Origin of the sequence: Streptomyces sp. NPDC127114 (genome assembly GCF_042677525.1) — a bacterium.
Classification (GTDB): domain Bacteria; phylum Actinomycetota; class Actinomycetes; order Streptomycetales; family Streptomycetaceae; genus Streptomyces.
Genome location: NZ_JBHXTJ010000009.1, coordinates 158,399 through 184,862, shown reverse-complemented (window position 1 = coordinate 184,862; position 26,464 = coordinate 158,399). Strand labels below are relative to the sequence as shown.

19 protein-coding genes are annotated in these 26,464 nt (G+C 72.8%); 16 read left to right on the top strand and 3 right to left on the bottom strand.

Annotation, left to right across the window (positions count from 1 at the left end; genetic code table 11):
- Positions 1–255 precede the first annotated feature (255 nt).
- The 4 genes from ACFVGS_RS12720 to ACFVGS_RS12705 all read left to right on the top strand — a co-directional run bounded on the left by ACFVGS_RS12720 (position 256) and on the right by ACFVGS_RS12705 (position 5,747).
- Positions 256–816, top strand: coding sequence for an ABATE domain-containing protein (locus ACFVGS_RS12720; protein ID WP_384408926.1), 561 nt, complete (start codon positions 256–258; stop codon positions 814–816).
- 61 nt (positions 817–877) lie between these two features.
- Positions 878–3,229 carry a HelD family protein gene (locus ACFVGS_RS12715; RefSeq protein WP_384408928.1) on the top strand — a complete coding sequence of 784 codons (2,352 nt, stop codon included), beginning with the start codon at positions 878–880 and terminating at the stop codon, positions 3,227–3,229.
- Between the two features lie 468 nt (positions 3,230–3,697).
- Positions 3,698–5,107 carry an NAD-dependent malic enzyme gene (locus tag ACFVGS_RS12710; RefSeq protein WP_384408930.1) on the top strand — a complete coding sequence of 470 codons (1,410 nt, stop codon included), beginning with the start codon at positions 3,698–3,700 and terminating at the stop codon, positions 5,105–5,107.
- Positions 5,108–5,465: 358 nt separating this feature from the next.
- Complete coding sequence (locus tag ACFVGS_RS12705; protein ID WP_128983783.1) at positions 5,466–5,747, top strand: HU family DNA-binding protein; 282 nt, start codon at positions 5,466–5,468, stop codon at positions 5,745–5,747.
- 116 nt (positions 5,748–5,863) lie between these two features.
- Here ACFVGS_RS12705 and murA read toward each other — a convergent pair whose 3' ends face one another.
- A complete protein-coding gene (gene murA, locus ACFVGS_RS12700) occupies positions 5,864–7,204 on the bottom strand; it encodes a UDP-N-acetylglucosamine 1-carboxyvinyltransferase (protein ID WP_384408932.1) in 1,341 nt (446 codons plus the stop codon).
- 285 nt (positions 7,205–7,489) lie between these two features.
- Between murA and ACFVGS_RS12695 the strand changes: the two genes are divergently transcribed.
- From ACFVGS_RS12695 to mycP, 12 genes are all read left to right on the top strand, one after another.
- Positions 7,490–8,050, top strand: a complete 561-nt coding sequence (locus ACFVGS_RS12695) for a YqgE/AlgH family protein (RefSeq protein ID WP_384408934.1) — start codon at positions 7,490–7,492, stop codon at positions 8,048–8,050.
- Positions 8,051–8,080: 30 nt separating this feature from the next.
- A complete protein-coding gene (locus ACFVGS_RS12690; RefSeq protein ID WP_384408936.1) occupies positions 8,081–8,368 on the top strand; it encodes a DUF3039 domain-containing protein in 288 nt (95 codons plus the stop codon).
- Positions 8,369–8,633: 265 nt separating this feature from the next.
- Positions 8,634–9,923 (top strand): extracellular solute-binding protein, encoded by a 1,290-nt coding sequence (locus tag ACFVGS_RS12685; RefSeq protein WP_384408938.1) that lies wholly within the window; start codon positions 8,634–8,636, stop codon positions 9,921–9,923.
- A gap of 10 nt (positions 9,924–9,933) precedes the next feature.
- Entirely contained in the window at positions 9,934–10,890 is a 957-nt protein-coding gene (locus ACFVGS_RS12680) for a carbohydrate ABC transporter permease (RefSeq protein WP_384408940.1), read from the top strand.
- Positions 10,891–10,940: 50 nt separating this feature from the next.
- Positions 10,941–11,789: a carbohydrate ABC transporter permease gene (locus ACFVGS_RS12675; protein WP_385692472.1), complete on the top strand. Its 849-nt coding sequence runs from the start codon at positions 10,941–10,943 to the stop codon at positions 11,787–11,789.
- A 4-nt stretch (positions 11,790–11,793) separates the two neighbouring features.
- A complete protein-coding gene (locus ACFVGS_RS12670) occupies positions 11,794–13,458 on the top strand; it encodes a beta-N-acetylhexosaminidase (RefSeq protein WP_385692471.1) in 1,665 nt (554 codons plus the stop codon).
- Between the two features lie 243 nt (positions 13,459–13,701).
- Complete coding sequence (locus tag ACFVGS_RS12665; protein WP_384408946.1) at positions 13,702–14,589, top strand: FAD binding domain-containing protein; 888 nt, start codon at positions 13,702–13,704, stop codon at positions 14,587–14,589.
- Positions 14,586–16,133, top strand: a complete 1,548-nt coding sequence (locus tag ACFVGS_RS12660; protein WP_385692470.1) for a (2Fe-2S)-binding protein — start codon at positions 14,586–14,588, stop codon at positions 16,131–16,133. The genes ACFVGS_RS12665 and ACFVGS_RS12660 overlap by 4 nt, the downstream gene beginning before the upstream one ends.
- A complete protein-coding gene (locus ACFVGS_RS12655) occupies positions 16,130–18,412 on the top strand; it encodes a xanthine dehydrogenase family protein molybdopterin-binding subunit (RefSeq protein WP_384408950.1) in 2,283 nt (760 codons plus the stop codon). Before ACFVGS_RS12660 ends, ACFVGS_RS12655 begins: the two co-directional genes overlap by 4 nt.
- A gap of 208 nt (positions 18,413–18,620) precedes the next feature.
- Positions 18,621–19,163, top strand: a complete 543-nt coding sequence (locus ACFVGS_RS12650; protein ID WP_384408952.1) for a hypothetical protein — start codon at positions 18,621–18,623, stop codon at positions 19,161–19,163.
- A gap of 54 nt (positions 19,164–19,217) precedes the next feature.
- Positions 19,218–20,777, top strand: coding sequence for a hypothetical protein (locus ACFVGS_RS12645; protein ID WP_385692469.1), 1,560 nt, complete (start codon positions 19,218–19,220; stop codon positions 20,775–20,777).
- Between the two features lie 29 nt (positions 20,778–20,806).
- The gene (mycP, locus tag ACFVGS_RS12640) at positions 20,807–22,033 is read left to right on the top strand and encodes a type VII secretion-associated serine protease mycosin (RefSeq protein ID WP_385692468.1); all 1,227 of its coding nucleotides are present in this window, start codon (positions 20,807–20,809) and stop codon (positions 22,031–22,033) included.
- Between the two features lie 84 nt (positions 22,034–22,117).
- Here the strand turns inward: mycP and ACFVGS_RS12635 are convergent, their stop codons facing one another.
- Together ACFVGS_RS12635 and ACFVGS_RS12630 are read right to left on the bottom strand one after the other, a co-directional pair.
- Positions 22,118–24,175, bottom strand: coding sequence for a protein kinase (locus ACFVGS_RS12635; RefSeq protein WP_384408958.1), 2,058 nt, complete (start codon positions 24,173–24,175; stop codon positions 22,118–22,120).
- A gap of 75 nt (positions 24,176–24,250) precedes the next feature.
- Positions 24,251–26,458, bottom strand: a complete 2,208-nt coding sequence (locus tag ACFVGS_RS12630) for a PQQ-binding-like beta-propeller repeat protein (protein WP_385692467.1) — start codon at positions 26,456–26,458, stop codon at positions 24,251–24,253.
- Positions 26,459–26,464 lie beyond the last annotated feature (6 nt).

Here is a 26,464-nt window from a genome sequence, read left to right as displayed (position 1 = left end):
ACCTGCGAGGACACCACGGACACCGGACAGCACTCCCCCGAGCGGTCCGGTTGTCGGTCGGCCCGGGCGGCTCCCCCGTACGCCCGGGCCGACCGCTGTCCGCGCCCTCCTACGGCCCTTCTCCGCGAGCCGGCCTGGCCGCCCTCCGCGGTCCGGGCTCGGCGGAACACCCCCTAGCCAGCTCCGCTCGCCAGGAGCACTCTGGTCCCGGCCCGCCCGGAGCCGGGTCCGCGCGGAGCAGGAGGTGGCAGGGGCATGACAGAAGGCTGGGACTCCGGACGCGTCTGCCTCGACCTCGCCGTCGCGCCCCTCGACAGCCCCGAGGCCCTGGCCGGCTTCCTCCGCGGCACCGGGCTCGTCCCGCCCGCCACCCGGCTGCGCACCCTCGACTCCCGCTGGCTCGGGCCCTTCCGTGAGCTGCGCGACTGCGTCGCCGGCCTCGTCGCCGCCCAGCTGGACGGCCGGCCGGCCCATCCCGCGGCCCTGGAGCTGCTCAACGCGCTGGCCGCCGCCTCCGCCCCGCCCGCGCCCCGCGCCGTACGCACCCGCTCCGGGACCCTGGTCCGCGCCCTCAGCGGCGAACCCGACTGCCGCGCCCTGCTCGCCGCGGTCGCCCGCGACGCCGTCGACCTGCTCACCGATCCGGCCGCCCGCGCACTGCTGCGCCGCTGCGAGGGACCCGGCTGCCGCCGCTGCTATCTGGACACCTCGCGGGGCCGGCGCCGCCGCTGGTGTTCGAGCGCGGCGTGCGGCAACCGCGCCCGGGTCGCCCGGCACCGCGCCGCGCATCCCCGGACCGGCCGCCGCCAGGCCTGACATATCGCCCCCTGGTGGCGTACGCTCGACGGCTGCCCAGTGCACGTCAGAAGGGGGCCCGGTGGCCGCGCAGGAAGCCGTCGACACGGTCAGAGACCGTGAGATCGGTGTCGAACAGGAACATCTGGATCAGGTCTACCGCCGCCTCGAGGAGAAGATCCACGAGGCCGAGTTCCTGATGCAGGACGCCGCGCAGCGGGGCCAGGTCGGTACGCCCGGCGCCCTCGCCGAGCGCGACGCCCAGGTGTTCCGGGCCGGCATCCACCTCAACCGGCTCAACAACGAGTTCGAGGACTTCCTCTTCGGCCGCATCGACCTCCTCCACGGGAAGGACGGCAAGAAGGGCCCCGACGGCGCGTTCACCTCCGTCGAACCCGCCGCGGACGCCGTGCGCCCGGACAACACCGCCGAGATCGGCGAGACCCTGCACATCGGCCGCATCGGCGTCCTCGACGCCGACTACGCCCCGCTCGTCATCGACTGGCGCGCCCCCGCCGCCGCCCCCTTCTACCGCTCCACGCCCGTCGACCCCGGCCGGGTCGTGCGCCGCCGCGTCATCCGCTCCAAGGGCCGCAAGGTCCTCGGCGTCGAGGACGACCTGATGCGCCCCGAGCTCAAGGCCACCCTCGACGGCCGCGAGCTGCCCGTCATCGGCGACGGCGCCCTCATGGCCGCGCTCGGCCAGGCCCGCGGCCACACCATGCGCGACATCGTCGCCTCCATCCAGGCCGAGCAGGACCTGGTCATCCGCGCTCCCGCCGCCTCCGTCACGTACGTCGAGGGCGGCCCCGGCACCGGCAAGACCGCCGTCGCCCTGCACCGCGCCGCCTACCTGCTCTACCAGGACCGGCGGCGCTACGCCGGCGGCATCCTCATCGTCTCGCCGACCCCGCTGCTCGTCTCGTACACCGAGGGCGTGCTGCCCTCGCTCGGCGAGGAGGGCCAGGTCGCCATCCGCGCCCTCGGCTCGCTGGTCGACGGCGCCGAGGCCGACGCGTACGACGAGCCCGCCGTCGCCCGCGTCAAGGGCTCCTCCCGCATGGTCGCCGTGCTGCGCAAGGCCGCCCGCGGCGCCCTGGAGACCCCCGCGCCCAAGGCCCAGCTCACGCTCGGCGAAGACGACGAGGCCGACGAGGCCGGGACCCCGGCGGCCCGCGCCGGCACGCCCACCCTCCTGCGCGTCGTCGCCTTCGGCCGCCGCCTGGAACTGGGCGCCGACGAGCTCCGGCGCATCCGGCAGAACGTGCTGTCCGGCACCGCCCCCGTCAACCTGCTCCGCCCGCGCGCCCGCCGGCTGCTGCTCGACGCGCTGTACGCCAGGTCCGGCGCCGCCGGCCGCCACAGCGACCCCGAGCTCGCCGCCGAACTGCGCTCCTCCTTCGACGAGGACGTGTCGACCGAGGACTCCTTCCTCGGCTTCCTCGACGCCTGGTGGCCCGAGCTCACCCCGCGCCAGGTGCTCGACGCGATGGCCGACGAGAAGCGGCTCGGCCGCTGGGCGCGCCGGATCCTCAACCCGGGCGAGGTCCGCCGGCTCGCCCGCTCGCTGCGCCGCCCCGGGCTCTCCGTGCACGACGTGGCCCTGCTCGACGAGCTGAACACCCTGCTCGGCGCCCCGGCAAGGCCCCGCAAGAAGCGGGAGTACGACCCGCTGGACCAGCTCACCGGCCTGGAGGAGCTGATGCCGGTACGGGAGGAGACCCAGCGCGAGCGGGCCGAGCGGCTGGCCGCCGAGCGCACCGAGTACGCCCACGTCATCGTCGACGAGGCCCAGGACCTCACGCCCATGCAGTGGCGCATGGTCGGCCGCCGCGGCCGCCACGCCACCTGGACGGTCGTCGGCGACCCGGCCCAGTCCTCCTGGTCCGACCCGGACGAGGCCGCCGAGGCCCGTGACGAGGCCCTTGGCACCCGGCCCCGGCGCCGCTTCGAGCTCACCGTGAACTACCGCAACCCGGCCGAGATCGCCGAGCTCGCCGCGAGGGTGCTCGCGCTCGCGATGCCCGGCAAGGAATCGCCCAAGGCGGTCCGCTCCACGGGCGTCGAGCCCCGCTTCGTCGCGGTGGGGGAGAAGGGCGAGCTGGCCGAAACCGTACGGTCCGAGGCGGAGCGGCTGCTCGGCGAGGTGGACGGCACGGTCGGCGTCGTCGTCGCCATGGACCGGCGCGCCGAGGCCGCCCGCTGGCTCGACGGGCTCGGCGACCGGGTGGTGGCGCTCGGCTCCCTGGAGGCGAAGGGCCTGGAGTACGACGCCACGGTGGTCGTCTCGCCCGCGGAGATCGCGGACGAGTCGCCGGCCGGTCTGCGGGTGCTCTACGTGGCGCTGACCCGCTCCACGCAGGCGCTCTCGGTGATCTCGGGCGAGCGCGACCTGCCGGACACGGACGGCGTACCGGACCTGCTGCGGGACTGACGGCGTGAGCCTGACGGCGTGGCTGACGGCGTGAGCCTGACGGCGTGGGCGGACGGCGTGCGCCTGACGGCTGGGACGCGACTGCCGCCGGCCGGCGGGCGGCGCGGGGCTGATTTCGGTCAACCCGCGCCGCAGGAATCACTTCCCGGCCCGGTTTGTTAGCCTGGTCGTGACACCGGCTCGATCCAAGCCCCCGGGCCCAACCTTCGTCCCTTAGAGGGACCACTTGCCGCGAGGCGAGCATGGCGGGTCGGTGTCGCTTACGTGCGGAGAGGCCCTCGTCACCTTCGGGTGGCGGGGGCCTCTTCTGTTTCCCGCCCATCTCTCGTATGGTGGAAACTACTTTCCGAAAACGAAATGACCGTATTACCTGCTACCCGCAGGTAGGTGCGACGATCGGAGGGCGCCGCCCGGCGACCAGCCGGGCCGGCGTAGCAACGAAGCTAGGGAAAGCAGAGGAACACGGCCATGGCAACGGCGCCCAGCGTCTCGTACTCGATGACGGTCCGGCTCGAGGTGCCCGCGAGCGGCACCGCGGTCTCCCAGCTCACCACGGCGGTCGAGACCCACGGCGGCTCCGTCACCGGCCTCGACGTGACGGCCTCCGGGCACGAGAAGCTGCGCATCGACGTCACCATCGCCGCCACCTCCACGGCGCACGCCGACGAGATCGTCGAGCAGCTGAAGAACATCGAGGGCATCGTCGTCGGCAAGGTCTCCGACCGTACGTTCCTGATGCACCTCGGCGGCAAGATCGAGATGGCGTCCAAGCACCCCATCCGCAACCGTGACGACCTGTCCATGATCTACACCCCGGGCGTGGCCCGCGTGTGCATGGCGATCGCCGAGAACCCCGAGGACGCCCGCCGCCTCACCATCAAGCGCAACTCCGTCGCAGTCGTGACGGACGGCTCCGCCGTCCTCGGCCTCGGCAACATCGGCCCCAAGGCCGCCCTGCCCGTCATGGAGGGCAAGGCGGCCCTCTTCAAGCGCTTCGCCGGCATCGACGCCTGGCCGATCTGCCTGGACACCCAGGACACCGACGCCATCGTCGAGATCGTCAAGGCCATCGCCCCCGGCTTCGCGGGCATCAACCTGGAGGACATCTCCGCGCCGCGCTGCTTCGAGATCGAGGCCCGGCTGCGCGAGGCCCTCGACATCCCGGTCTTCCACGACGACCAGCACGGCACCGCCATCGTCGTGCTCGCCGCCCTGACCAACGCGCTGCGCGTGGTGGGCAAGGGCATCGGCGACGTACGGGTCGTCATGTCCGGTGCGGGCGCCGCCGGTACGGCCATCCTGAAGCTGCTGATCGCGGCCGGCGTCAAGCACGCCGTCGTCGCCGACATCCACGGCGTCGTCCACGCGGGCCGCGAGGACCTGGTCGCCGCCCCGGCCGACTCGCCGCTGCGCTGGATCGCCGACAACACCAACCCCGAGGGCGTCACCGGAACCCTCAAGCAGGCCGTCGTCGGCGCCGACGTCTTCATCGGCGTCTCCGCCCCCAACCTGCTCGGTGCGGACGACGTGGCCGCCATGGCCGAGGGCGCGATCGTGTTCGCGCTCGCGAACCCGGACCCCGAGGTCGACCCGGCGATCGCCCGTCAGACCGCCGCCGTCGTCGCCACCGGCCGTTCGGACTTCCCGAACCAGATCAACAACGTCCTGGTCTTCCCGGGCGTCTTCCGCGGTCTGCTCGACGCGCAGTCCCGGACGGTGAACACGGACATGATGCTGGCCGCCGCCAGTGCCCTGGCCGACGTCGTCTCCGAGGACGAGCTCAACCCGAACTACATCATTCCCTCGGTCTTCAACGACAAGGTCGCGGGAGCGGTCGCGGGCGCCGTGCGCAACGCGGCCAAGGCCGCGGGCGCCTGAGCCCCCGCAGCGGCCTCCGGGGCGGCCCCGGCGCGCGTGTCGCGGGTCGCCGCATCCCAAACCCGCCTTTAGGGTGGTAGTTCGGCTCCGCACCGTCCGTGCGGAGTCGACGCTACGTCACCATCGAGGGGCACTGGCGCTTTTCGTGTGACCCCAGAGGGTGCCGGATTGGCGTTCCCGCCGCTGGTGGGGGCAGGATGCGGTCTGGGCGCGAGGGTCTGTCACCAGACCCGGGTCCGGGCACTGTCCGAGGGCCCTGGCAGCATCGGCTTCGCAGTGCCCATCATGCGGCCCCGCCGCGTGGCCCGCCTCACAGGCAACCCGCCTCACAGGCAAGAAGAAATACGGGAGTAACGAAATGAACCGCAGTGAGCTGGTGGCCGCCCTGGCCGACCGCGCCGAGGTGACCCGCAAGGACGCCGACGCCGTGCTGGCCGCCTTCGCCGAGATCACCGGCGAGATCGTCGCCAAGGGCGACGAGAAGGTCACCATCCCCGGCTTCCTGACCTTCGAGCGCACCCACCGTGCCGCTCGCACCGCCCGGAACCCGCAGACCGGCGACCCGATCAACATCCCGGCCGGCTTCAGCGTCAAGGTCTCCGCGGGCTCCAAGCTCAAGGAAGCCGCCAAGGGCAAGTAAGCAGCCTGTAGGCAGCAGAAAGGGCGGCCACCCTGTCAGGGGGTGGCCGCCCTTCCGTTTGCCCTTCAGAGGCCGCGTACAGCCGCGTACGGCCGCGTACGGCCGCGTACGGCCGCTCAGACCAGCGCGCTGCCCGGGAGCTCGACCTTCGCGCCCAGCTCGACGAGCTTCTCCATGAAGTTCTCGTAGCCGCGGTTGATCAGGTCGATGCCGTGCACCCGGCTGGTGCCCTGGGCCGCGAGGGCGGCGATCAGGTACGAGAAGCCGCCGCGGAGGTCCGGGATGACCAGGTCGGCGCCCTGGAGCTTGGTCGGGCCGCTGACGACCGCCGAGTGCAGGAAGTTGCGCTGGCCGAAGCGGCAGTCCGAGCCGCCCAGGCACTCCCGGTACAGCTGGATGTGCGCACCCATCTGGTTCAGCGCCGAGGTGAAGCCGAGCCGCGACTCGTACACCGTCTCGTGGACGATCGACAGGCCCGAGGCCTGGGTCAGGGCCACCACCAGCGGCTGCTGCCAGTCGGTCTGGAAGCCGGGGTGCACGTCCGTCTCCAGGGCGATCGCGTTGAGCGAGCCGCCCGGGTGCCAGAAGCGGATGCCCTCGTCGTCGATCTCGAAGGCGCCGCCGACCTTCCGGTAGGTGTTGAGGAAGGTCATCATCGAGCGCTGCTGCGCGCCGCGCACGTAGATGTCGCCCTCGGTCGCGAGCGCCGCCGAGGCCCAGGACGCCGCCTCCAGGCGGTCGGAGAGGGCGTGGTGGTTGTAGCCGCCGAGCTTGTCCACACCGGTGATGCGGATGGTGCGGTCGGTGTCGATGGCGATGATCGCGCCCATCTTCTGCAGCACGCAGATGAGGTCCTCGATCTCCGGCTCGACCGCCGCGTTGGACAGCTCGGTGACGCCCTCGGCGAGGACGGCCGTGAGCAGCACCTGCTCCGTCGCGCCGACGGACGGGTACGGCAGGGCGATCTTGGTGCCGCGCAGCCGCTGCGGGGCCTCCAGGTACTGCCCGTCCGCCCGCTTCTCGATCGTCGCGCCGAACTTGCGCAGCACGTCGAAGTGGAAGTCGATCGGCCGGCCGCCGATGTCGCAGCCGCCCAGGCCCGGGATGAAGGCGTGGCCGAGGCGGTGCAGCAGCGGGCCGCAGAACAGGATCGGGATCCGGGAGGAGCCGGCGTGGGCGTCGATGTCGGCCACGTTGGCGGACTCGACGTGCGTCGGGTCGAGGATGAGCTCGCCCGGCTCCTCGCCGGGGCGGACCGTCACCCCGTGCAGCTGGAGCAGTCCGCGGACCACGCGGACGTCACGGATGTCGGGCACGTTGCGCAGTCGGCTCGGCTCGCTGCCGAGCAGGGCGGCGACCATCGCCTTGGGCACGAGGTTCTTCGCGCCGCGGACGCGGATCTCGCCCTCCAGCGGGGTTCCGCCGTGGACAAGCAGGACATCGTCTGTGCCGGTCATGAATCTCGCGTTCCGGGTCGTCGGTCGGGTGGCCAGAGAAAAGAGTAAGGGGCCAGGAGACCTCACTTGTGTGGCTCGGGGGGCCCGGCGAACGTAATGAATTCGGCACAACACCCTCCGTCCCCGTGATCTTGCGGAGCGTTACCGTCCGCTTCTCCCCGGCCCTGCTTCCGCGCCGCACGCCCCGGCCCGGCCCGGTCCCGGCTGACCTGCGTCGGCGCCCGCCTACCCCGGACCCGTGCGGACAACCCCCGCGAACGCCGAAAGTGCGGAATCATGTGTCGCATGACCGAGGTGTCCTCGCTCACAGGCCGGCTGCTCGTCGCCACCCCCGCGCTGGCGGATCCCAACTTCGACCGCGCGGTGGTCCTGCTGCTCGACCACGACGACGAGGGCTCTCTCGGCGTGGTCCTCAACCGCCCGACCCCGGTGACCGTCGGCGACATCCTCGCCCCTTGGGCCGCCCTGGCCGGCGAGCCCGGCGTCGTCTTCCAGGGCGGCCCGGTCTCCCTCGACGCCGCCCTCGGCATCGCCGTCATCCCCGGCGACGAGGGCCCGCTCGGCTGGCGCCGGGTGTACGGCGCCATCGGCCTGGTCGACCTGGAGACCCCGCCCGAGCTCCTCGGCCCGGCCATCGGCGCCCTGCGCATCTTCGCCGGCTACGCGGGCTGGGGCCCCGGCCAGCTGGAGGCCGAGCTGCGCGACGGCGCCTGGTACGTGGTCGAGTCCGAACCCGGCGACGTCTCCTCCCCGCGCCCCGACACCCTCTGGCGCCAGGTCCTCCGCCGCCAGCGCGGCGAACTCGCGATGGTCGCGACGTACCCGGACGACCCTTCGCTGAACTGAGCCCCGCGTCTTTCAGTACGCTTGGGTCCTATGAGCACTCTCGAGCCCGAGCGCGGGGCAGGTACGGGGACCCTCGTCGAGCCGACGCCGCAGGTGTCCCACGGTGACGGCGACCACGAGCGCTACGCCCACTACGTCCAGAAGGACAAGATCATGGCGAGCGCCCTCGACGGCACTCCCGTGGTGGCACTGTGCGGCAAGGTCTGGGTACCGGGGCGCGATCCCAAGAAGTACCCGGTCTGCCCGATGTGCAAGGAGATCTACGACTCCATGGGGTCGGGCGGCGACAAGGACAAGGGCGGCAAGGACGGCAAGTAGTCCGGACTTCCGCGGTCGGGACGGTCCCCGGCACGCGTACCAGTCACTGGTGCGCGCGCCGGGGACCGTTCTCGTTTCCGGGCCGTCCGTCCGGGGCGCGGAGCGGGCTGCGGAGTGGGTCGCGGAGTCGTGCGGAGTGGGGCGGACCGGGGCGGAGTGGTCGAGACCACTTGTCGTCGCGGTGGTCCGGCCCTAACCTCACGCGTGTTGTGCACTGCGAAACGCTCGTTGCGTATGTTGCAACGCTGCTTGGAGGGGAACCGCCGTGAAGCTTCCTGCCCGCATCGCCGTAGCCACCGCCCTCGTCACCCTCACCGCCTGCGCCCCGCAGACCTCCGGCGGCCCCGCCGCCACCGACGACAAGACCGGCACCCTGCGCGTCTGGCTCTTCCAGGAGGTCGCCAACAAGCCCAAGGAACAGGTCGTCGACCGGGTCGTCGCCGCCTTCGAGCAGCGGCACCGGGGCGCGAAGGTGGAGGTCGAGTACATCCCCGTCGAGACCCGCGCCCAGCGCGTCAAGGCCGCCTTCAACGACCCCGCCTCCGCGCCCGACCTCGTCGAGTACGGCAACACCGACACCGCCGGATACGTCAAGGACGGCGGACTCGCCGACGTCACCGCCGAGTTCGCCGCCTGGCCCGAGGCCCAGGACACCGACCCCACCGCCAGGGCCTCCGTCACCGTCGGCGGAAAGGTGTACGGCGCCCCCTTCTTCGTCGGCGTCCGCGCCCTCTACTACCGCACCGACGTCTTCCGGGAACTCGGCCTCGCCGCGCCCAAGACCCAGGACGAGCTGATCGCGACCGCGAAGAAGGTCCGCAAGGCCCGGCCCGAGCTGTACGGGGTCGCGGTCGGCGGCGCGTACACCTACGGCGCCCTGCCCTTCGTCTGGGCCCACGGCGGCGAACTCGCCACCGCCGAAGGGAACTCGTACCGGTCGGCGATCAACAGCGAGGCCGCCCGCAAGGGCATCACCGCCTACACCTCCCTCTTCGGCGACGACAACTGCCCGGCCGCCAAGTGCGCCCAGATGGGCGGCAACGCCACCGTCACCGCCTTCGCCTCCGGCAAGGCGGCCATGGCCATCGGCGGAGACTTCAGCCACGCGGCCGTCGAGGCCGGCGCGGTCAAGGGCAGGTACGCGGTCGTGCCGCTGCCCGGCACCACGCCCGGATCCATCGCACCCGCCTTCGCCGGCGGCAACAACATCGGCGTCCTGAGGAGCACCACCCACCGCACCCTCGCCGTCGACCTCATGAAGGCCCTCGCCGGCAAGGACACCCAGGCCCGCCTCTTCGACGCGCTCGGCTTCCTGCCCACGTACACCGACGTGCGCCGGCGGGCCGCGGAGAGGCAGCCGTTCGTGAAGCCGTTCATCGACTCCCTCGGCGCCGACGCCAGGTTCGTCCCCGCCTCGGCGGCCTGGGGCCGGATCGACGCCTCGCTCGTGCTGCCGACGATGTTCCAGGAGGTCGTCAGCGGCCGAAAGGACGTCAGGACGGCGTCGGACGAGGCCGCGAAGAAGATGGACGCGGCCTTCGCGGCGGCGGGCTGAGGCGTACGAGATGACCCTCACGGCACCCCGTACGGCGAGACCCGCCCCCACGCGGCCCCCGCGCCCCGCGCCACGGCGGACCGCCCGCCGCACCGGCTCCGCCCGGACGCCCTGGCTCTGTCTGCTCCCCGCCCTCGTCGTCCTCGGCGGGCTCCTCGTCTACCCCCTCTACCAGCTCGGCCTGATCTCGTTCCTGGATTACACCCAGGCCCAGGTCAGCGGCGGCCGCCCCACCTCCTTCCAGGGCCTCGGCAACTACACCGCCCTCTTCTCCGACCCCCGGTTCCGGCAGGTCCTCCTCGCCACCGTCCTCTTCGCCGCCGCCTGCGTCGTCGCCACCCTCGCCGTCGGCTGCGCCCTCGCCGTCCTCCTCACCCGCGTCCGCGCCCTGCCCCGGCTCGCCCTGATGCTCGCCGCGCTCGGCGCCTGGGCCACCCCCGCCGTCACCGGCTCCACCGTCTGGGTCTTCCTCTTCGACCCCGACCACGGCCCGGTCAACCGGATCCTCGGCCTCGGCGACTTCTCGTGGACGTACGGGCGCTACAGCGCCTTCGCGCTGGTCCTCATGGAGGTCGTCTGGTGCTCGTTTCCCTTCGTGATGGTCACCGTCTACGCGGGCATCAGAGCCGTCCCGGCCGAGGTCCTGGAGGCCGCCGCCCTCGACGGCGCGTCACCGTGGCGCACCTGGCGCTCCGTCACGGCGCCGATGCTGCGCCCGATCCTGGTCGTCGTCACGATCCAGTCGGTCATCTGGGACTTCAAGATCTTCACCCAGATCTACGTGATGACGGGAGGCGGCGGCATCGCCGGCCAGAACCTCGTCCTCAACGTGTACGCCTACCAGACGGCCTTCGCCTCGTCCCAGTACGGCCTCGGCTCCGCCATCGGCGTCGTGATGCTGCTGATCCTGCTGGCGGTGACCCTGGTCCACCTCCGGCTGATGCGCCGCCAGGGAGAGGACCTGTGAGGCCCGTGAAGCCGCCGGAGCCCGTGAGGTGCGGGGGACAAGTGCGGGCCGTGAGCGCCCTCCGCGTCCCCGGAGTCCGCAGGCCCGGGCGGCTCGCTGCCGAGGCCGCGGCCCTGCTCGTCGCCGCCGCGGTCGCCTTCCCGCTGTACTGGATGGTCCTCTCCGCCCTCAAACCGGCCGGCGAGATCCAGTCGGTCCGGCCCCGGCCGTGGACCCTCTCCCCGTCCCTCGACTCCTTCCGCCGGGTCTTCGCACAGCAGGACTTCGGCCGCTACTTCCTCAACTCGCTGCTCGTCGCCGGCACGGTGGTCCTCGCCTCCGCCGTCATCGCCTTCCTCGCGGCGACCGCCGTCACCCGGTTCCGCTTCCGCTTCCGGACCACCCTGCTCGTGATGTTCCTGGTCGCGCAGATGGTCCCCGTCGAGGCCCTGGCCATCCCGCTGTTCTTCCTCATGCGCGACCTCGGACAGCTCAACACCCTGGGCTCGCTGGTCCTCCCGCACCTCGCCTTCTCGCTGCCCTTCGCCGTCTGGATGCTGCGGGGCTTCGTGCAGGCGGTGCCCGAGGCGCTGGAGGAACAGGCGATGATCGACGGCGCGAGCCGCACCCGCTTCCTGTGGCAGATCCTCTTCCCGCTGGTCCTCCCGGGGCTCGTCGCGACGAGCGTCTTCTCCTTCATCTCGACCTGGAACGACTTCCTCTTCGCGAAGTCCTTCATCATCAGCGACACCTCGCAGTCGACCCTGCCGATGGCGCTGCTCGTCTTCTTCAAGCCCGACGAGAACGACTGGGGAGGCATCATGGCCGGCTCGACCGTGATGACGGTCCCGGTGCTCGTCTTCTTCGTACTCGTACAGCGCCGCCTGGTCTCGGGACTCGGCGGGGCGGTGAAGGACTGACCCGATGCTTTCCGAACTGGACCTGATTCCCGCACCGCTCGCCGCGGACGTCCGCGCCGGCGCACCCGGCTGCTTCTCCCTCGGCGAGCGCACCACCATCGACGCGGGGCCCGGCACCCACGACACCGCCCGCTGGCTGCGGGCGACGCTCGGCGCCGCGACCGGCCTGCCGCTGGCCGACGGCTCCGGCCCGCACGCGATCCGGCTGCGGATCAGCGCGGACGTGGCGCGGGAGCACGGCCCCGAGGGCTATCTGCTGTCCACCGACGGCTCGGTCGCCGACGTGGCGGTCGCCGTCGAGGGCGGCGGCCCCGCCGGAGTGTTCTGGGCGGCCCAGACCCTCAGACAGCTCCTCGGGCCCGACGCCCACCGCAAGGCGCGCCTGGTGCGCGGCGAGCGCGACTGGGACCTGCCCGTGGTCACCGTCACGGACGCGCCCCGCTTCCCCTGGCGAGGCCTCATGCTCGACGTCGCCCGCCACTTCATGCCCAAGGACGACGTCCTGCGCCAACTCGACCTGATGGCCGCGCACAAGCTGAACGTGCTGCACCTGCACCTCACCGACGACCAGGGCTGGCGCGTCGAGATCAGACGGCACCCGCGGCTCACCGAGGTCGGGGCCTGGCGGGCGCGGAGCAAGTGGGGGCACCGGGCGTCGCCGCTGTGGAACGAGACGCCGCACGGCGGCCACTACACGCAGGACGACATCCGCGAGATCGTCGCCTACGCCGCCGACCGGCATATCTCGGTCGTCCCCGAGATCGACGTGCCCGGCCACTCGCAGGCCGCCATCGCCGCGTATCCCGAACTCGGCAACACCGACGTCATCGACACCACCGCCCTCTCCGTCTGGGACACCTGGGGAGTCAGTCCGAACGTACTCGCCCCCACTGACAAGGTCCTCCGCTTCTACGAGGGCGTGCTGGAGGAGGTCCTCGACCTCTTCCCGGCGGACACCTCGCCCTTCGTCCACATCGGCGGCGACGAGTGCCCCAAGGACCAGTGGAAGGCCTCGCCCGCCGCCCAGGCCCGGATCAAGGAGCTGGGCGTCGGCGACGAGGACGGGCTCCAGTCCTGGTTCGTCCGGCACTTCGACCGCTGGCTCGCCGAGCGCGGCCGCCGGCTCATCGGCTGGGACGAGATCCTGGAGGGCGGACTCGCACCCGGCGCCGCCGTGTCCTCCTGGCGCGGCTACGCGGGCGGGATCGCCGCCGCCGAGGCCGGCCACGACGTGGTGATGTGCCCCGAGCAGCACGTCTACCTGGACCACCGTCAGGCGCCCGGCGACGACGAGCCGATGCCCATCGGTCACGTGCGGACGCTCGCGGACGTCTACCGCTTCGAGCCCGTCCCGCCCGGCCTGTCCGAAGCGGCGGCGGCCCACGTCATGGGCACCCAGGCCAACCTGTGGACCGAGGTGACGGAGAACCGGGCCCGCGTCGACTACCAGACACATCCCCGCCTCGCCGCCTTCGCCGAGGTCGCCTGGTCCCGGCTGCCCGCCCCCGACGCACGGGATCTCGCCGACTTCGAGCGCCGCATGACCGCCCACTACCGGCGTCTCGACGCCCTCGGCGTCGACTACCGGCCGCCCTCCGGCCCCCGCCCCTGGCAGCGCCGCCCCGGCGTCCTCGGCCGTCCCCTCGACGGGGCGCCCCCGAACGTGTGACGGCACCTATCGCCCCGGTGTCACCCAAGAGCGGCAAAACGGAAGTCCCGGTCCCCGGCGGGGCCTCCCGGCATCCTGGACGGAACCGTCCTTCGCGGACCCTCGCGACGTACGGCTCGGAAGATGTGCCAGAGTTGCCACGTCCGGGCTGTGAGCACGTACGGTACGCCCACACAGGCGTGACACAGGCGTGACAGCCGGGGACGGTCGGGGATCACCGGGACACCGGGAAGGGGCAGCGGGTTGACCACGCACGCACCACAGACGGCATCACGGGCGGCGCGAGCCGTGACGCTGCCCGCCTCGCTCGACGAGGCCGTGGCGGCGCTCACGGCCATGCCGGCCGCCGTTCCCGTGGCCGGCGGCACCGACCTGATGGCCGCCGTCAACCGCGGGCAGCTGCGACCCGCCGGACTCGTCGGACTCGGCCGGATCAACGAGATCCGCGGCTGGCAGTACCAGGACGGCCACGCCCTGCTCGGCGCGGGCCTCACCCACGCCCGGATGGGCCGCCCCGACTTCGCGGCCCTCATCCCGGCCCTGGCCGCCGCCTCGCGCGTCGCGGGCCCGCCGCAGATCCGCAACGCGGGCACCCTCGGCGGCAACATCGTCTCCGCCGCGCCCACCGGCGACTCCCTGCCGGTGCTCGCCGCCCTGGAGGCCGACCTGGTCGTCGTGGGCCCGCTCGGCACCCGCGAGCTGCCCGTCGGCCACCTTCTGGCCGGCCGCGACATGCTGGCGCCCGGCGAGCTCGTCGCCTTCGTGCGCGTCCCGCTGCTGCACGCCCCGCAGGTCTTCCTCAAGGCCACCGGCCGCACCGGCCCGGCCCGCGCCACCGCCTCCGTCGCCGTCGTCCTCGACCCGGCGCGCCGGGGGGTGCGCTGCGCGGTCGGCGCGATCGCGCCGATGCCGCTGCGGCCCCTTGAGGCGGAGCAGTGGATCGCCTCGCTGGTGGACTGGGACGCGGAGCGGGGACTGGCACCGGAGGCGCTGACGGCGTTCGGCGAGTACGTCGCCGCCGCGTGCATCCCGGACCCGGAGGGCGACGAGCCGTTGCCGCCCGCCGTACTGCACCTGCGGCGCACGGTCGCCGCGCTGTCCCGACGGGCACTGGGGAGGGCGCTGTCGTGAGCGACGAGACACAGGGGAACCACGGGGGCTCCGGCGGCCACGGGGGCCACGGAACGGGCGGCTGGGAGCCGATCCCGCAGAGCGAGGGCTACGACGGCGACGCCACGGCCTTCGTGCAGCTGCCGCCCGACTTCATGCTGGACGGCATCCCGCTGGAGGCGCCGGGCCACGGCTACGTGCCGCCGATGATCGTTCCGCTGACGCCCCTGGCGACGGCGGACCCGTCGGCGACGGGCACCTGGCCGGTGCAGCCGCCGGTGGCGGCGGAGCACGTACAGGAGCATGTGCAGGGCCCCGTGCGGCAGCCCGTACAGGAGCACGGGCAGGGGCATGGGCCAGGGCACGTACAGGGGCTCGTGAGGGAGCACGGCCAGGAGTACGCGCACGAGTACGCGCAGGAGGGCGGGTTCGAGGCTCCTGCGGGCGGGGCGGCTCCGGGCGGGGCGCCTGGACCCCTGGGTGCGGCGCCCGGATATGAGCCCGCGCCCGCGTACGAGCCCGCGCCCGGGTCGACCGGGCAGTGGACCATCCCGACGGTCGAGGACGGCGCGGACGGACTCGACGACTCGGGCGAGTACACGGCGTCCCGGCTCGCGCAGTACGCGAGCAGCGCGCCCGCGACCCTGCCGGGCGGCGCGCCGGCGCCGTGGGCGGTGACGGAGCCGGAGCCGGAGCCGGTCAGGGAACCGGAGCCGGTTGCGGTGGAGGCGGCGGTCACGGAGGCGGCGGAGCCCGCATCCGTACCCGTGTCCGTGCCCGTACCGGAGCCTGTGGACGTGGAGCCGCAGCCGGAGCCCGATACGGGCGACGCGGCCCACGCAGGCGAAACCGTCGGCGCCGGCGGCGCGGAGGGCGCCGAAAGCGCGGAGGGCGCGGATGGCGCGGACGGCGTCGACACCGCCGACACCGCCGACCGTGCGGACATCGGTGACATCCAGAACAGTCCGAACATCTGGGACAGTCGCGACAGCGACGAGCACCCCACCACCGCGTACACGCTGCGCGTGAACGGCGTCGACCGGCCCGTCACCGACTCCTGGATCGGCGAGTCGCTGCTCTACGTGCTGCGCGAGCGGCTCGGGCTCGCCGGGGCCAAGGACGGCTGCTCCCAGGGCGAGTGCGGCGCGTGCAACGTGCAGGTCGACGGCCGGCTCGTCGCCTCGTGCCTGGTCCCGGCGGCGACGGCGGCCGGTTCCGAGGTCCGGACGGTCGAGGGGCTGGCCGTGGACGGCGAGCCGTCCGACGTGCAGCGGGCCCTGGCGAAGTGCGGGGTGCAGTGCGGCTTCTGCATCCCGGGCATGGCCATGACCGTGCACGACCTGCTCGAGGGCAACCACGCGCCGACCGAGCTGGAGACCCGGCAGGCGCTGTGCGGCAACCTCTGCCGCTGCTCGGGCTACCGCGGCGTCCTCGACGCCGTGAACGAGATCGTCGCGGGGCGGGAGGCCGCGGCGGAGTCCGCGTCGTCGGCGTCGCCCTCGGACGAGACCGCCGCCCGTATCCCGCACCAGATTCCCCACCCGCACGACGGAGGCACGGCGTGAGCAGCGACCCGACGACCACGGAGCCCGAGGGCCTCGGCCTGGGTCTCGGCGTCTCGCTCCCGCAGGCCGACGCGCGGGCGAAGACCGAGGGCACCTTCCCGTACGCCTCCGACCTGTGGGCCGAGGGCCTGCTGTGGGCGGCGATCCTGCGCTCGCCGCACCCGCACGCCCGGATCGTGTCGATCGACACGTCGGCGGCGGCCGAGATGCCCGGCGTGCGGGCCGTGGTCACGCACGCCGACGTGCCGGGCGCCGCCACGTACGGCCGGCAGGTGGCCGACCGCCCGGTCTTCGCCTCCGACCTCGTCCGCCACCACGGCGAGGCGATCGCCGCCGTGGCCGCGGACCACCCGGACACGGCGCGGCTCGCGGCCGCCGCCATCGCGGTCGAGTACGAGGTCCTCGACCCGGTCACCGACCCCGAGAAGGCCTTCGCCGCCGCGCCGCTGCACCCCGACGGCAACCTGATCCGGCACATTCCGCTGCGCTTCGGGGACCCCGAGGTGACCGGCGAGGTGGTCGTCGAGGGCCTGTACCGGATCGGCCGGCAGGACACCGCGCCGATCGGCGCCGAGGCCGCGCTGGCCGTGCCCCGGCCGGACGGCGGCGTCGAGATCTACACGGCGTCGACCGACCCGCACACCGACCGCGACCTGGCCGCCGCCTGCTTCGGGCTGCCGCCCGAGCAGGTCAAGGTCGTCGTGACCGGCGTGCCCGGCGCCACCGGAGACCGTGAGGACCCGGGCTTCCAGATCCCGCTGGGCCTGCTCGCGCTCCGTACCGGCTGCCCGGTCAAGCTCGCCGCGACCCGCGAGGAGTCCTTCCTCGGCCACGCCCACCGTCACCCCACCCTGCTGCGCTACCGCCACCACGCGGACGCCGACGGACGGCTGGTGAAGGTCGAGGCCCAGATCCTGCTGGACGCCGGTGCGTACGCGGACTCCTCGTCCGAGTCGCTGGCGGCGGCCGTCTCCTTCGCCTGCGGGCCGTACGTCGTCCCGCACGCCTTCGTCGAGGGCTGGGCGATGCGCACCAACAACCCGCCGTCCGGCCACGTGCGGGGCGAGGGCGCGATGCAGGTGTGCGCGGCGTACGAGGCGCAGATGGACAAGCTCGCCGGGAAACTGGGCATGGACCCGGCGGAACTGAGGATGCGCAACGTCCTGGCGACCGGCGACATCCTGCCGACGGGCCAGACCGTGACCTGCCCCGCACCCGTCGCCGAACTCCTGGCAGCCGTCAGGGACTTCCCGCTCCCCGACCTCCCCATGGACTCCCCGGAGGAGGACTGGCTGCTGCCCGGCGGGCCGGACGGCGCGGGCGAGCCGGGCGCGGTGCGGCGCGGCGTCGGCTACGCGATCGGCATGGTGCACATGCTGGGCGCCGAGGGCACGGACGAGGTGTCGACGGCGACGGTACGGGTCCAGGACGGCGTGGCCACGGTCATCTGCGCGGCCGTGGACACGGGTTCGGGCTTCACGACGCTCGCCCGGCAGATCGTGCAGGAGACCCTGGGCGTGGACGAGGTCCACGTGGCCCCGGTCGACACCGACCAGCCGCCGGCCGGCCCGGCCACCCACGGCCGCCACACCTGGGTCTCGGGCGGCGCGGTCGAGCGCGCCGCGAAGATGGTCCGCACCCAGCTCCTCCAGCCCCTGGCCCACAAGTTCGGCATGTCGACCGAGCTGCTCCAGATCACCGACGGCAAGATCACCTCGTACGACGGCGTCCTGTCGACGACGGTCGCCGAGGCGATGGACGGCAAGGAACTCTGGGCCACCGCCCAGTGCCGTCCCCACCCGACCGAGCCGCTGGACGAGTCCGGCCAGGGCGACGCCTTCGTCGGCCTCGCCTTCTGCGCGATCCGCGCGGTCGTGGACGTCGACGTGGAACTGGGCGCGATCCGGGTCGTGGAGATGGCCGTCGCCCAGGACGTCGGCCGCGTCCTCAACCCGGCCCAGCTGGCCACCCGCATCGAGGCGGGCGTCACCCAGGGCGTCGGCGCGGCCCTCACCGAGAACCTCCGCACCTCCCGCGGCCTGGTCCGCCGCCCCGACCTGACGGGCTACGCCCTGCCCACGTCCCTGGACGCCCCCGACATCCGCATCGTGAAACTCGTCGAGGAACGCGACGTCGTCGCCCCCTTCGGCGCCAAGCCCGCCAGCGCGGTCCCCGTGGTGACCTCCCCGGCCGCCATCGCCTCCGCCGTCCGCGCGGCCACGGGCCGCCCGGTCAACCGCCTCCCGATCCGGCCACAGGCGGCGGTGGTGGTGGCCTGACGTCGGCCTTCCTCCGTCGGCTGCGACAAGGCCAAGGAGTCGGCGAAGGCGCCTGGCCTCCGGGCCGACCTGACGGGTTCGGAACGCGGGCGCGTGTTGTCGTCAACTCATGGCGGGAACAAGCCGGTTGACGGTGCAACCCGGAGCTGTGTTCTGTCCGTCGTCTTGCCTACAGTGAGAAACCGACGAGTCGGAACGGGGAGGGGTCATGGTGGAGGCGGTGGACAGCGGAGGCGGCGCGGCCGCGGCGGCGTACGGCATGGTGCCCTTGGTCGGTGGTGCGGCGGCCGCCATGGCGTACGAGGTCACCGAGCTGACCAAACTGCAGCAGGACGTGGACGAACTGCTGCGGGGCTTCAAGGAGTCCGGAGCGGGGCCGCAGAGCATCGGCGAGGACTGGATCGTGCAGGGCGCGCTCGCGGGGCCGGGTTTCCACGAGGCCGAGTACCTCTACTCCACGTACGACGTCGTGCGGACCGAACTGCTCATGTTCTCCCGGGTCCTGAGCCTCCAGCTCGAGAGCATGAAGATCGCGATCGCTCTGGCCAAGACCGGTTACGAGGACATCGACGACGACATCCGCGCGCGGATGGGCTCGCTGAACGCGCAGATCACCGAGCTGCAGCGGGAGACCCTGCCCCCCGCGAAGGCCCGCCGCGGCAAGGCCGGTTCGGACGATGCCGGGTCCCAGGGGGAGAGCGCCCAGAACGCTGGTACGCCCGCTGAGGACGGCACCTCACAGGGGTACTAGTGAGGCAGCGGATGGACACGACGGCAACGAGGACAGGGACGGGGGAGAACGACCGTGGGTAAGGACAAGCCGAAGAAGCCCGAGGCCAAGTCGACACCGCTCGACGGTCTGTCGACCGAGCAGATGCTCGCCATGCTCAAGCCCATCCAGCATGAGCGCGCGAGCACGCTGGCCGTGAAGCTGGCCGAGGCGGCCGGCAAGATCGCGGAGATCGCCGACGTCCTGGACCGGCGAGCAGGAGCGAACCTGCAGTGGAGCGGTGCCGGGTTCGAGTCCTTCATAGAGTGGTCCTCCGCCACCGCCAAGGCGACGCGCCACCTGTCCGAGTACGCGAAAGAGGCCGGCAAATGCCTGGCCATCTCCTCCGACGCCATGGCCCTGGCTCGCAGCGGCGTGGACGACATCGCCACGACCAGCGCCTCGGCGAAGGCCGACTACGAGACCGCCCAGAAGACGCTGAACGCCGCGAGGCACGATCCCGGAGCGGGAAAGACCGAGGTCAGGGACGCCACGGACGAGATGAACGCGGCGGCGACGCTCCGGGAGCGGACGCGCATCGAGGCCATGATGAAGCTGCGCTCGCTCGGCCAGACGTACACGTTCGAGGGCACCCGGGTGAACAACATCGAGCGGCCGGTGTTCCCGCCGCCGGCGGGGTACTTGGGCGAGGACTGGGTCGATTCGCAGGCGTACATCCAGATGCCGGGAAGTTCTTCCCGGACCGGCAGGTCTTCGACGACAGGCACGTACCAGACCGGTGATGTCATCGGTGGCCGAGTCGACTCCACGGACGACACGCGCACCGTCCGCGGCTCGGACGGCCGGACCATCGGCTCCGTCGATCCCGTCGGGCCCCCACGGCCCGACCCCACCCGTGTCCTGCCGGAGCTTCCCGCCGACATGGGCATCGACGCCGTGATCACCCGTCCCGACGCCCCGACCGTCCCCAGCACGCCGTTGCCGGTGAAGCCCGAAGGGCCGACGCACCCCGGCGGCAACCAGTTCATCCCGCCCACGTTCACCAACGGACCCGTCGGCGTGCCTGCACCCCTTCCGCCGACAACCGGCACCGCGAAGGGGCTGCCGCCCCTGCGCCCCGGTCCGCTCGGCCCAGGCGGCACCCTGCCGCGCCTGCCGCAGGAACACGGCATCGTCGGCGGCCGTCCTGTGCCGCCGACCACTGGCGGGCGCAGCGCGACCGGCATACCGCGCAGCACGGTGATCGGAGGCGAGCACACGTACGGTCGCCCCGTTACGGGCGGTTCCCCGGTCCCGCACACCGGCGGTGGCGGAAGCGGCGGAGGCAACGGCACGGCGGCCGGTCGCCGCCTCGCCTCCGAGCAGGGCGGCGTCGTCGGAGGCCGGCCACAGCAACGCGGCCAGTCCGGCGGTCGGCCGTTCACCCCTGGCGGCTCGGGACTCGTGCGCAGCGGCCAGGGGCAGTCCGGGCCCGGCACGGGCACCGGGCCGGTCGCGGGGCGTGGCGCCACGACAGGGTCGGGCGACAGCGGTAACGGTGAGCGGCGCGGCAGGCGACCCGACTACCTTGTCGAGGACGAGGAGACCTGGCAGCAGAACCAGAAGCGACCCATCGTCCCCCCGGTCGTCGACTGACCCCGTAACCGAAGGACACGGAGACACAGATGCGCACCAGCAGTGGACGGGCCATGCGCCGCGGTTCCCTGGGGGCGGCCGCGATGGCCCTGACACTGCTGGGCATCGGCACCACGCCGGCCCACGCCGAGTCCGTACGGGACATGCAATGGCATCTCGACGCGATGAAGGCCGAGGAGATGTGGAAGACCAGCAGGGGCGAGGGCGTGATCGTCGCGGTCATCGACTCCGGTGTCAACGACACCATCGCCGACCTCCGGGGCCAGGTCCTTCCCGGCAAGGACTTTTCCCGCATGTCGGGTGACGAGAACAACGACGTCGATGACCACGGTACGAGCATGGCCACGTTGATCGCCGGTACGGGGGCTCGGGGGCCGCAGCAGGGGGCCTTCGGGCTCGCGCCGAAGGCCAAGATCCTGCCGATCCGCATTGCTTACAACCAGGAGCGGTGGCACCAGGAGAACGGCGTCGACGACACCTTCTCCGAGGGGATGGCCAAAGCCATCCGATTCGCGGCCGACTCTCCGGCCAGAGTCATCAACATCTCCGTCGCCAATAGTGACGAGCCCGGGCCCGAGCTCGCGGAAGCCGTTCGCTACGCGCTGTCGAAGAACAAACTCGTCTTCGCGGGCGTGGGCAACAGTGCAGACAAGGGAAACGAGGTCGGTTACCCCGCCGCCACCCCGGGCGTCGTCGGCGTGGGGGGCCTGAACAAGGATGCCGCCTGGTGGGCCAAGTCCCAGACCGGACCACAGGTCGACCTCGCGGCCCCGGCCGAGAACATCGTCAAGGCCTGCTCCAAGGGGACCCAACTCTGTACCGGCAGCGGCACCAGCAACTCCACCGCCCTGGCCTCCGCCTCCGCCGCCCTCATCTGGGCCGAGCACCCCGACTGGACCAACAACCAGGTCCTGCGCGTCATGCTCAACACCGCCGGCAAGCCTCAGGGCGGCAAGGAGCGGACCGACTACATCGGTTACGGGGCCATCCGACCCCGGATCGCCCTGACCGACCCGGGTGACCCCGGCCCCGCCGACGTACGGCCGATTCCGGACCTGCCGGCGGAGCCGACCGCCTCCGCCTCGCCTTCGGCCGCGCCGTCAGCGACGACCGAACCCGCTCCTGCTCCGGCTCCGCAGGCGGCGGCCAAGGACGGTGACGACAACACCGGCCTCTGGATCGGCCTCGGCGTCGGGGCCGCGGTTCTGCTCGGGGCGGCTGTCGCCGTGCCGTTGGCGCGGGCACGGCGGCGCTGACCGACGCGACATGACGGACTCGCCGGCTGGGAGCAGAGGACCGGTGCTCGCTGCTGCCCCGGCCCCCGTTCCTTCCGGCGTGCCTCAGAACGTGGGCATCGCGACCACCTTGCCCTTGCTGATGAGGAACACCCTGTTCCCGGCGGCCGTCATCGCCCATGGGCCGGAGTTGTCGCGCTCGTAGGTCCAGACGCGGTCCTTCGCGGGCTTGGAGAAGCCGGAGACCCCGGCGTTCTCGAAGTCGCCCTCGATCACCCAGATGCCGTCGCCCGTGACGACCGGGGGCTGCATCGACGGATAGGGGCTGTTGAGGTCTGCGATCCACAGTTCGCTGCGGGTGCCGTCCTTCTTGTAGCGGTAGACGAGGCCTCCGTTCGTCACCGTCAGGCCGTCGGGGTCGAGGGCCGGAGGGCCCCATTCGCCGTGGCTGTCCAGGGCCCACCGCTGCTTGCCGGTGGTGAGGTCGACGGCGGAGAGCGTGCGGCCGCCGACGTAGACGGTGCCGTCCTCGACGACAGGCTGGAGAGGTTCCGTCGACTGGCCCTTGACGTGCCGCGTTTCCCGGCCGGTGGCGGTGTCCAGGAAGGTGAGGTCGCCGTTGGTGCCGGAGAGGACGAGGCGGCCCGCCCCCACGGCGGCGAGCGGGCCGGTGGTGTTCACGGAGCTCTCGGTGGAGGGAACCGTCCAGCGGATCTTCCGGCCCGCGGTGTCCACCGCGCGCAGCTGCCCCTTGCCGGTGAGGAAGTAGATCCCTTCAGGCGCGGCGGCGAGCAGGAACGCGACGTCCGCGTCGGCGACCGACCACTTCTCCTCACTCGTGGAGGCGTTGCGTACGGTCAGCCGGCCCGACTCGTCGGCCGCGGCGAAATCGTCCTCGTTCAACGCGAGCTGGCGAGACCGGGCGGAGAGTTCCGGCAGCGTCCACTTGGTCGAGCCGTCGACCACCTTCAGGGCCGTGAGTCCGCCGTTCCGCGCCGCGAAGATCACCACGTCCCGGAGGACCACCGGCGTCGGGAGCGGGCCCGACGCGGCGCTCTCGACCGGACCCCACAGGGGCGTGGGCCGGATGCCGGCGTTCGCGATGTCCATGAGCGGAGCATCCGGGGCGTCGCCCGCCGGCGGCAGTTCGGAGCCCTTCCGGCCGTTCAGCCACCAGGCGGTGCCCCCGCCGCCTGCCAGGAGGAGGGCGCCGCCGGCGCCCCAGGCGGTCAGGAAACGACGCCGGCTCGGGGCGGCCTCCACCAGGGTCGTGGCGGCCGCCGCCGTGTGCCGGCGGATCTCGGCCTCCCGGCGCTTCACCTCCTCGCGCAGCGGCCCCCGACGCCACACGTCGCGGGCCTTCCGCTCGGGGGCGAAGACCCGGGCGATCTGCTCGGGCGCCGGACGCAGTGCCGGGTCGTGCTGGAAGCAGGGGGCGATCAGCTGATGGAGGGCGGGCGGCAGGCCCGCGAGGTTCGGCTGCTCGTGCACCACCGCGTACTGGACGGCCGCCACGTGCGGACCGTCGTAGGCGCGCACGCCCGTGGCTGCGTACACGAGCACCGCGCCCAGGGAGAAGACGTCCGCGGCTCCCGTCACCCGCCGGCCGAGCACCTGCTCGGGCGCCCCGTAGCCGGGGGTGATCGGGATCTGACCGGTCGTGGTGAGGGTGAGACCGTGCTCGGGGCGGGCGATGCCGAAGTCGATCAGCCGCGGGCCGTCCGCCGTGAGCACGATGTTGGCCGGTTTGACGTCGCGATGGACCAGCCCCGCCGCGTGGACGTCCCGCAGCGTCTCGCCGAGCGCCGTGGCCAGGGCCCGAACGGCCTGCTCGTCGAACGGACCGTGCCGGGCCACGGCCTCGTCGAGGGTGGGGCCGGCGAGGAACTCGGTCGCGATCCAGGGGCGCCCGCCCTCCACCTCCGCACCAAGGACCCGTGCCACGCCGCGGCTCGTGACGGCCTGGGCGGTGTGGGCCTCCCGTACGAAACGCTGGGCCAGGTGGGGATCGTGGGCGAGTTCCGGCCGCAGGACCTTGACCGCGGCGGGGCGGCCGTCCGGTCCGGCGGCGAGGTACACCTTGCCCATGCCACCCTCGCCCAGCACGCCGAGGAGACGGTACGGTCCGAGCCGCAGCGGGTCGCCGAAGCCGAGGGGATTCATCGGAGGTCACGTCCTGTCGCGAAAGGGCTGAGGGAGGGCTGCAGGTGCAGCAGGAAGGGGCGGGGCTCCCGGGGGTCATTTCAGGGAGAGGGCGATCAGGAAGCCTTCGCCGACTCCGAACATCCGCTCCTTCTCGCGCAGTTCGACGACGTGGTCGGCGTCCGTCTGGTAGACCCAGGACCGTTGGTGGCTCTTCAGGTCCACCGCCGCGAGACCGAGCTCGGAGCGGTAGAACAGCTGCCCCGGACCCGCCGCGAGGCACTGGTCCGCCGTCGTGAGCGCGGGGTTGTCCTTGTGGGGACGCTCCTGCCAGAGTTTCGTCCCGGAGGCCGTCGACACGGCGTACGCGCCCTGCTCCACGACGGCGTAGACCGTTCCGTCCCGGAGCACCGGAGCCGAGAAAGGGTCCGTCTCGGAGATCCGCTGCTGCCAGCTCTCGATGCCGTCGGCCAGCCGGAAGGCGGAGAGGTTGGTGCCGCCCGTGTAGACATGGGTCCCGTCCAGGCAGGGCGGGCTGCCCGCGGCCGCCTTCGGGGCCAGCTCCAGGTCCTTCTGCCAGCGCACCGCACCGGTTCGCGTGTCACGGGCGACGAGCCGGGTGGTGTCAGCGAATTCGTTGTCCACCTCGAACGTGACGAGCCGGTCCCCCTGGACCGCCGCGGCCGCGACGAAACGGCGGTCGTACTTCTCCGGGTTCTTCACCTCCGTACGCCACAGCTCCCGGCCCGTGCGGGTGTCGACCGCGAGGAGGTGGTGGGAGCGCATCGCCGCGCGCGTCCCCGCGGCGCCCGCGAGGTACAGGACGCCGCCGGACGCGCACAACAACTGGGTCGCGTACATGTTGGCGTTGAGGCCCTTGACCTTGATGCCGGACCCGCGCAGCTGGTACCGCTTCGCGTCGATCTCCCGCACGACCAGGTCGTGGTGCTCGTCCTCCATCCTGCGGGGGACGACCCGGACCACGCCGTCGTCCGCGACGGCCGTCCACGGTGTCGTCTCGACCGTACAGACCCCGTCGGCCTTCCCGGAGTCGACGTCGCAGTAGACGACGCCCACGCCGGCGACCAGGGCGACCCGGTCCCCGACGGTCATGGGGAAGGAACGCTCCTCCTTCTCCGGGGTCGCCATGTTCGCGCTCCACAGTGAGGCCGGGGCCTTCCCGAGCAGGGGCGCGGTCGGCAGCTTCCCGCCCGTCTCGGGCTCCTCGCGCGACGACCAGGCCCAGACGCCGACGCCGGTGCCCGCGGCGGCGAGCAGCGCGCCGCCGCCGAGGGCGAGGAACCCGCGGCGCGAGACACCCGCGGGGCGGCGCCGCGCGTGCTCCGTCGCGGACGAGTCCCGGGACTGGATCTGCGCGTACGGGTCTTCCGCCGGGGCCGGCAGTCGGGGCGGGTGTGGGTGCCAGACGTCGGTGGCGCGGCGGGCGATCGCCGTGAGCAGCGGGGCCGGCAGGTGGTCGGCGAACTCGCCGTGCCCGTCGTGGAGGGCGTCGATCAGGGCGGCGGTGGTCGGGCGGGCCGCCGGGTCCTTCGCGAGACAGGCGGTCAGGAGCGGGCGCAGGGACGGCGGGAGGGCGTCGACGGCGACCGGGTCCGGGTCGGCGTAGCGAACGCGGTAGAGGAGGTCGGCCGCGGCGCCCGTGCCGAACGGCGGCCGGCCGGTCGCCGCGAAGACCAGGACGCCGGCGAGCGCGAACACGTCGCCCGCCGGCGGGTGTTCCTGCCCCGAGGCCTGCTCCGGCGACATGTAGGCGGGCGTGCCGGCCGCCGCGCCCGTGGTGGTGAGGTGCACGTCGCCGGCCGCGCGGGCGATGCCGAAGTCGATCAGCTTGGGCCCGTGGGCGGTGACGAGGATGTTGGACGGCTTCAGGTCGCGGTGCACCACGTCCGAGGAGTGCAGCTGCCGCAGCGCGCCGGCGAGCGCGCCGCCCAGGGCGCGGACCGTGGGCTCGGGCAGCGGTCCCGCGAGGGCGACGGCGTCGTCGAGGGGCGGACCGAGGACGTACTCCGTGGCCAGCCAGGGCGTGTCGGCCAGCGGGTCGGCGTCGAAGACCGCCGCGGCGTGCCGGTCGCCGATGACGCGGGCGGCGTCCGTCTCCAGCCGGAACCGGCTACGGAACGCCGGATCGGCGGCCAGGCGGGCGTGCAGCGTCTTCACGGCGACGGTACGGCCGCCCGGTGAGCGCGCCAGATAGACCGTACCCATGCCGCCGGAACCGAGCCGGGCGAGGAGGCGGTACGAGGCGATGGCGGCGGGGTCGTCGTGGGTGAGGGGGGAGAGCATGGTCGG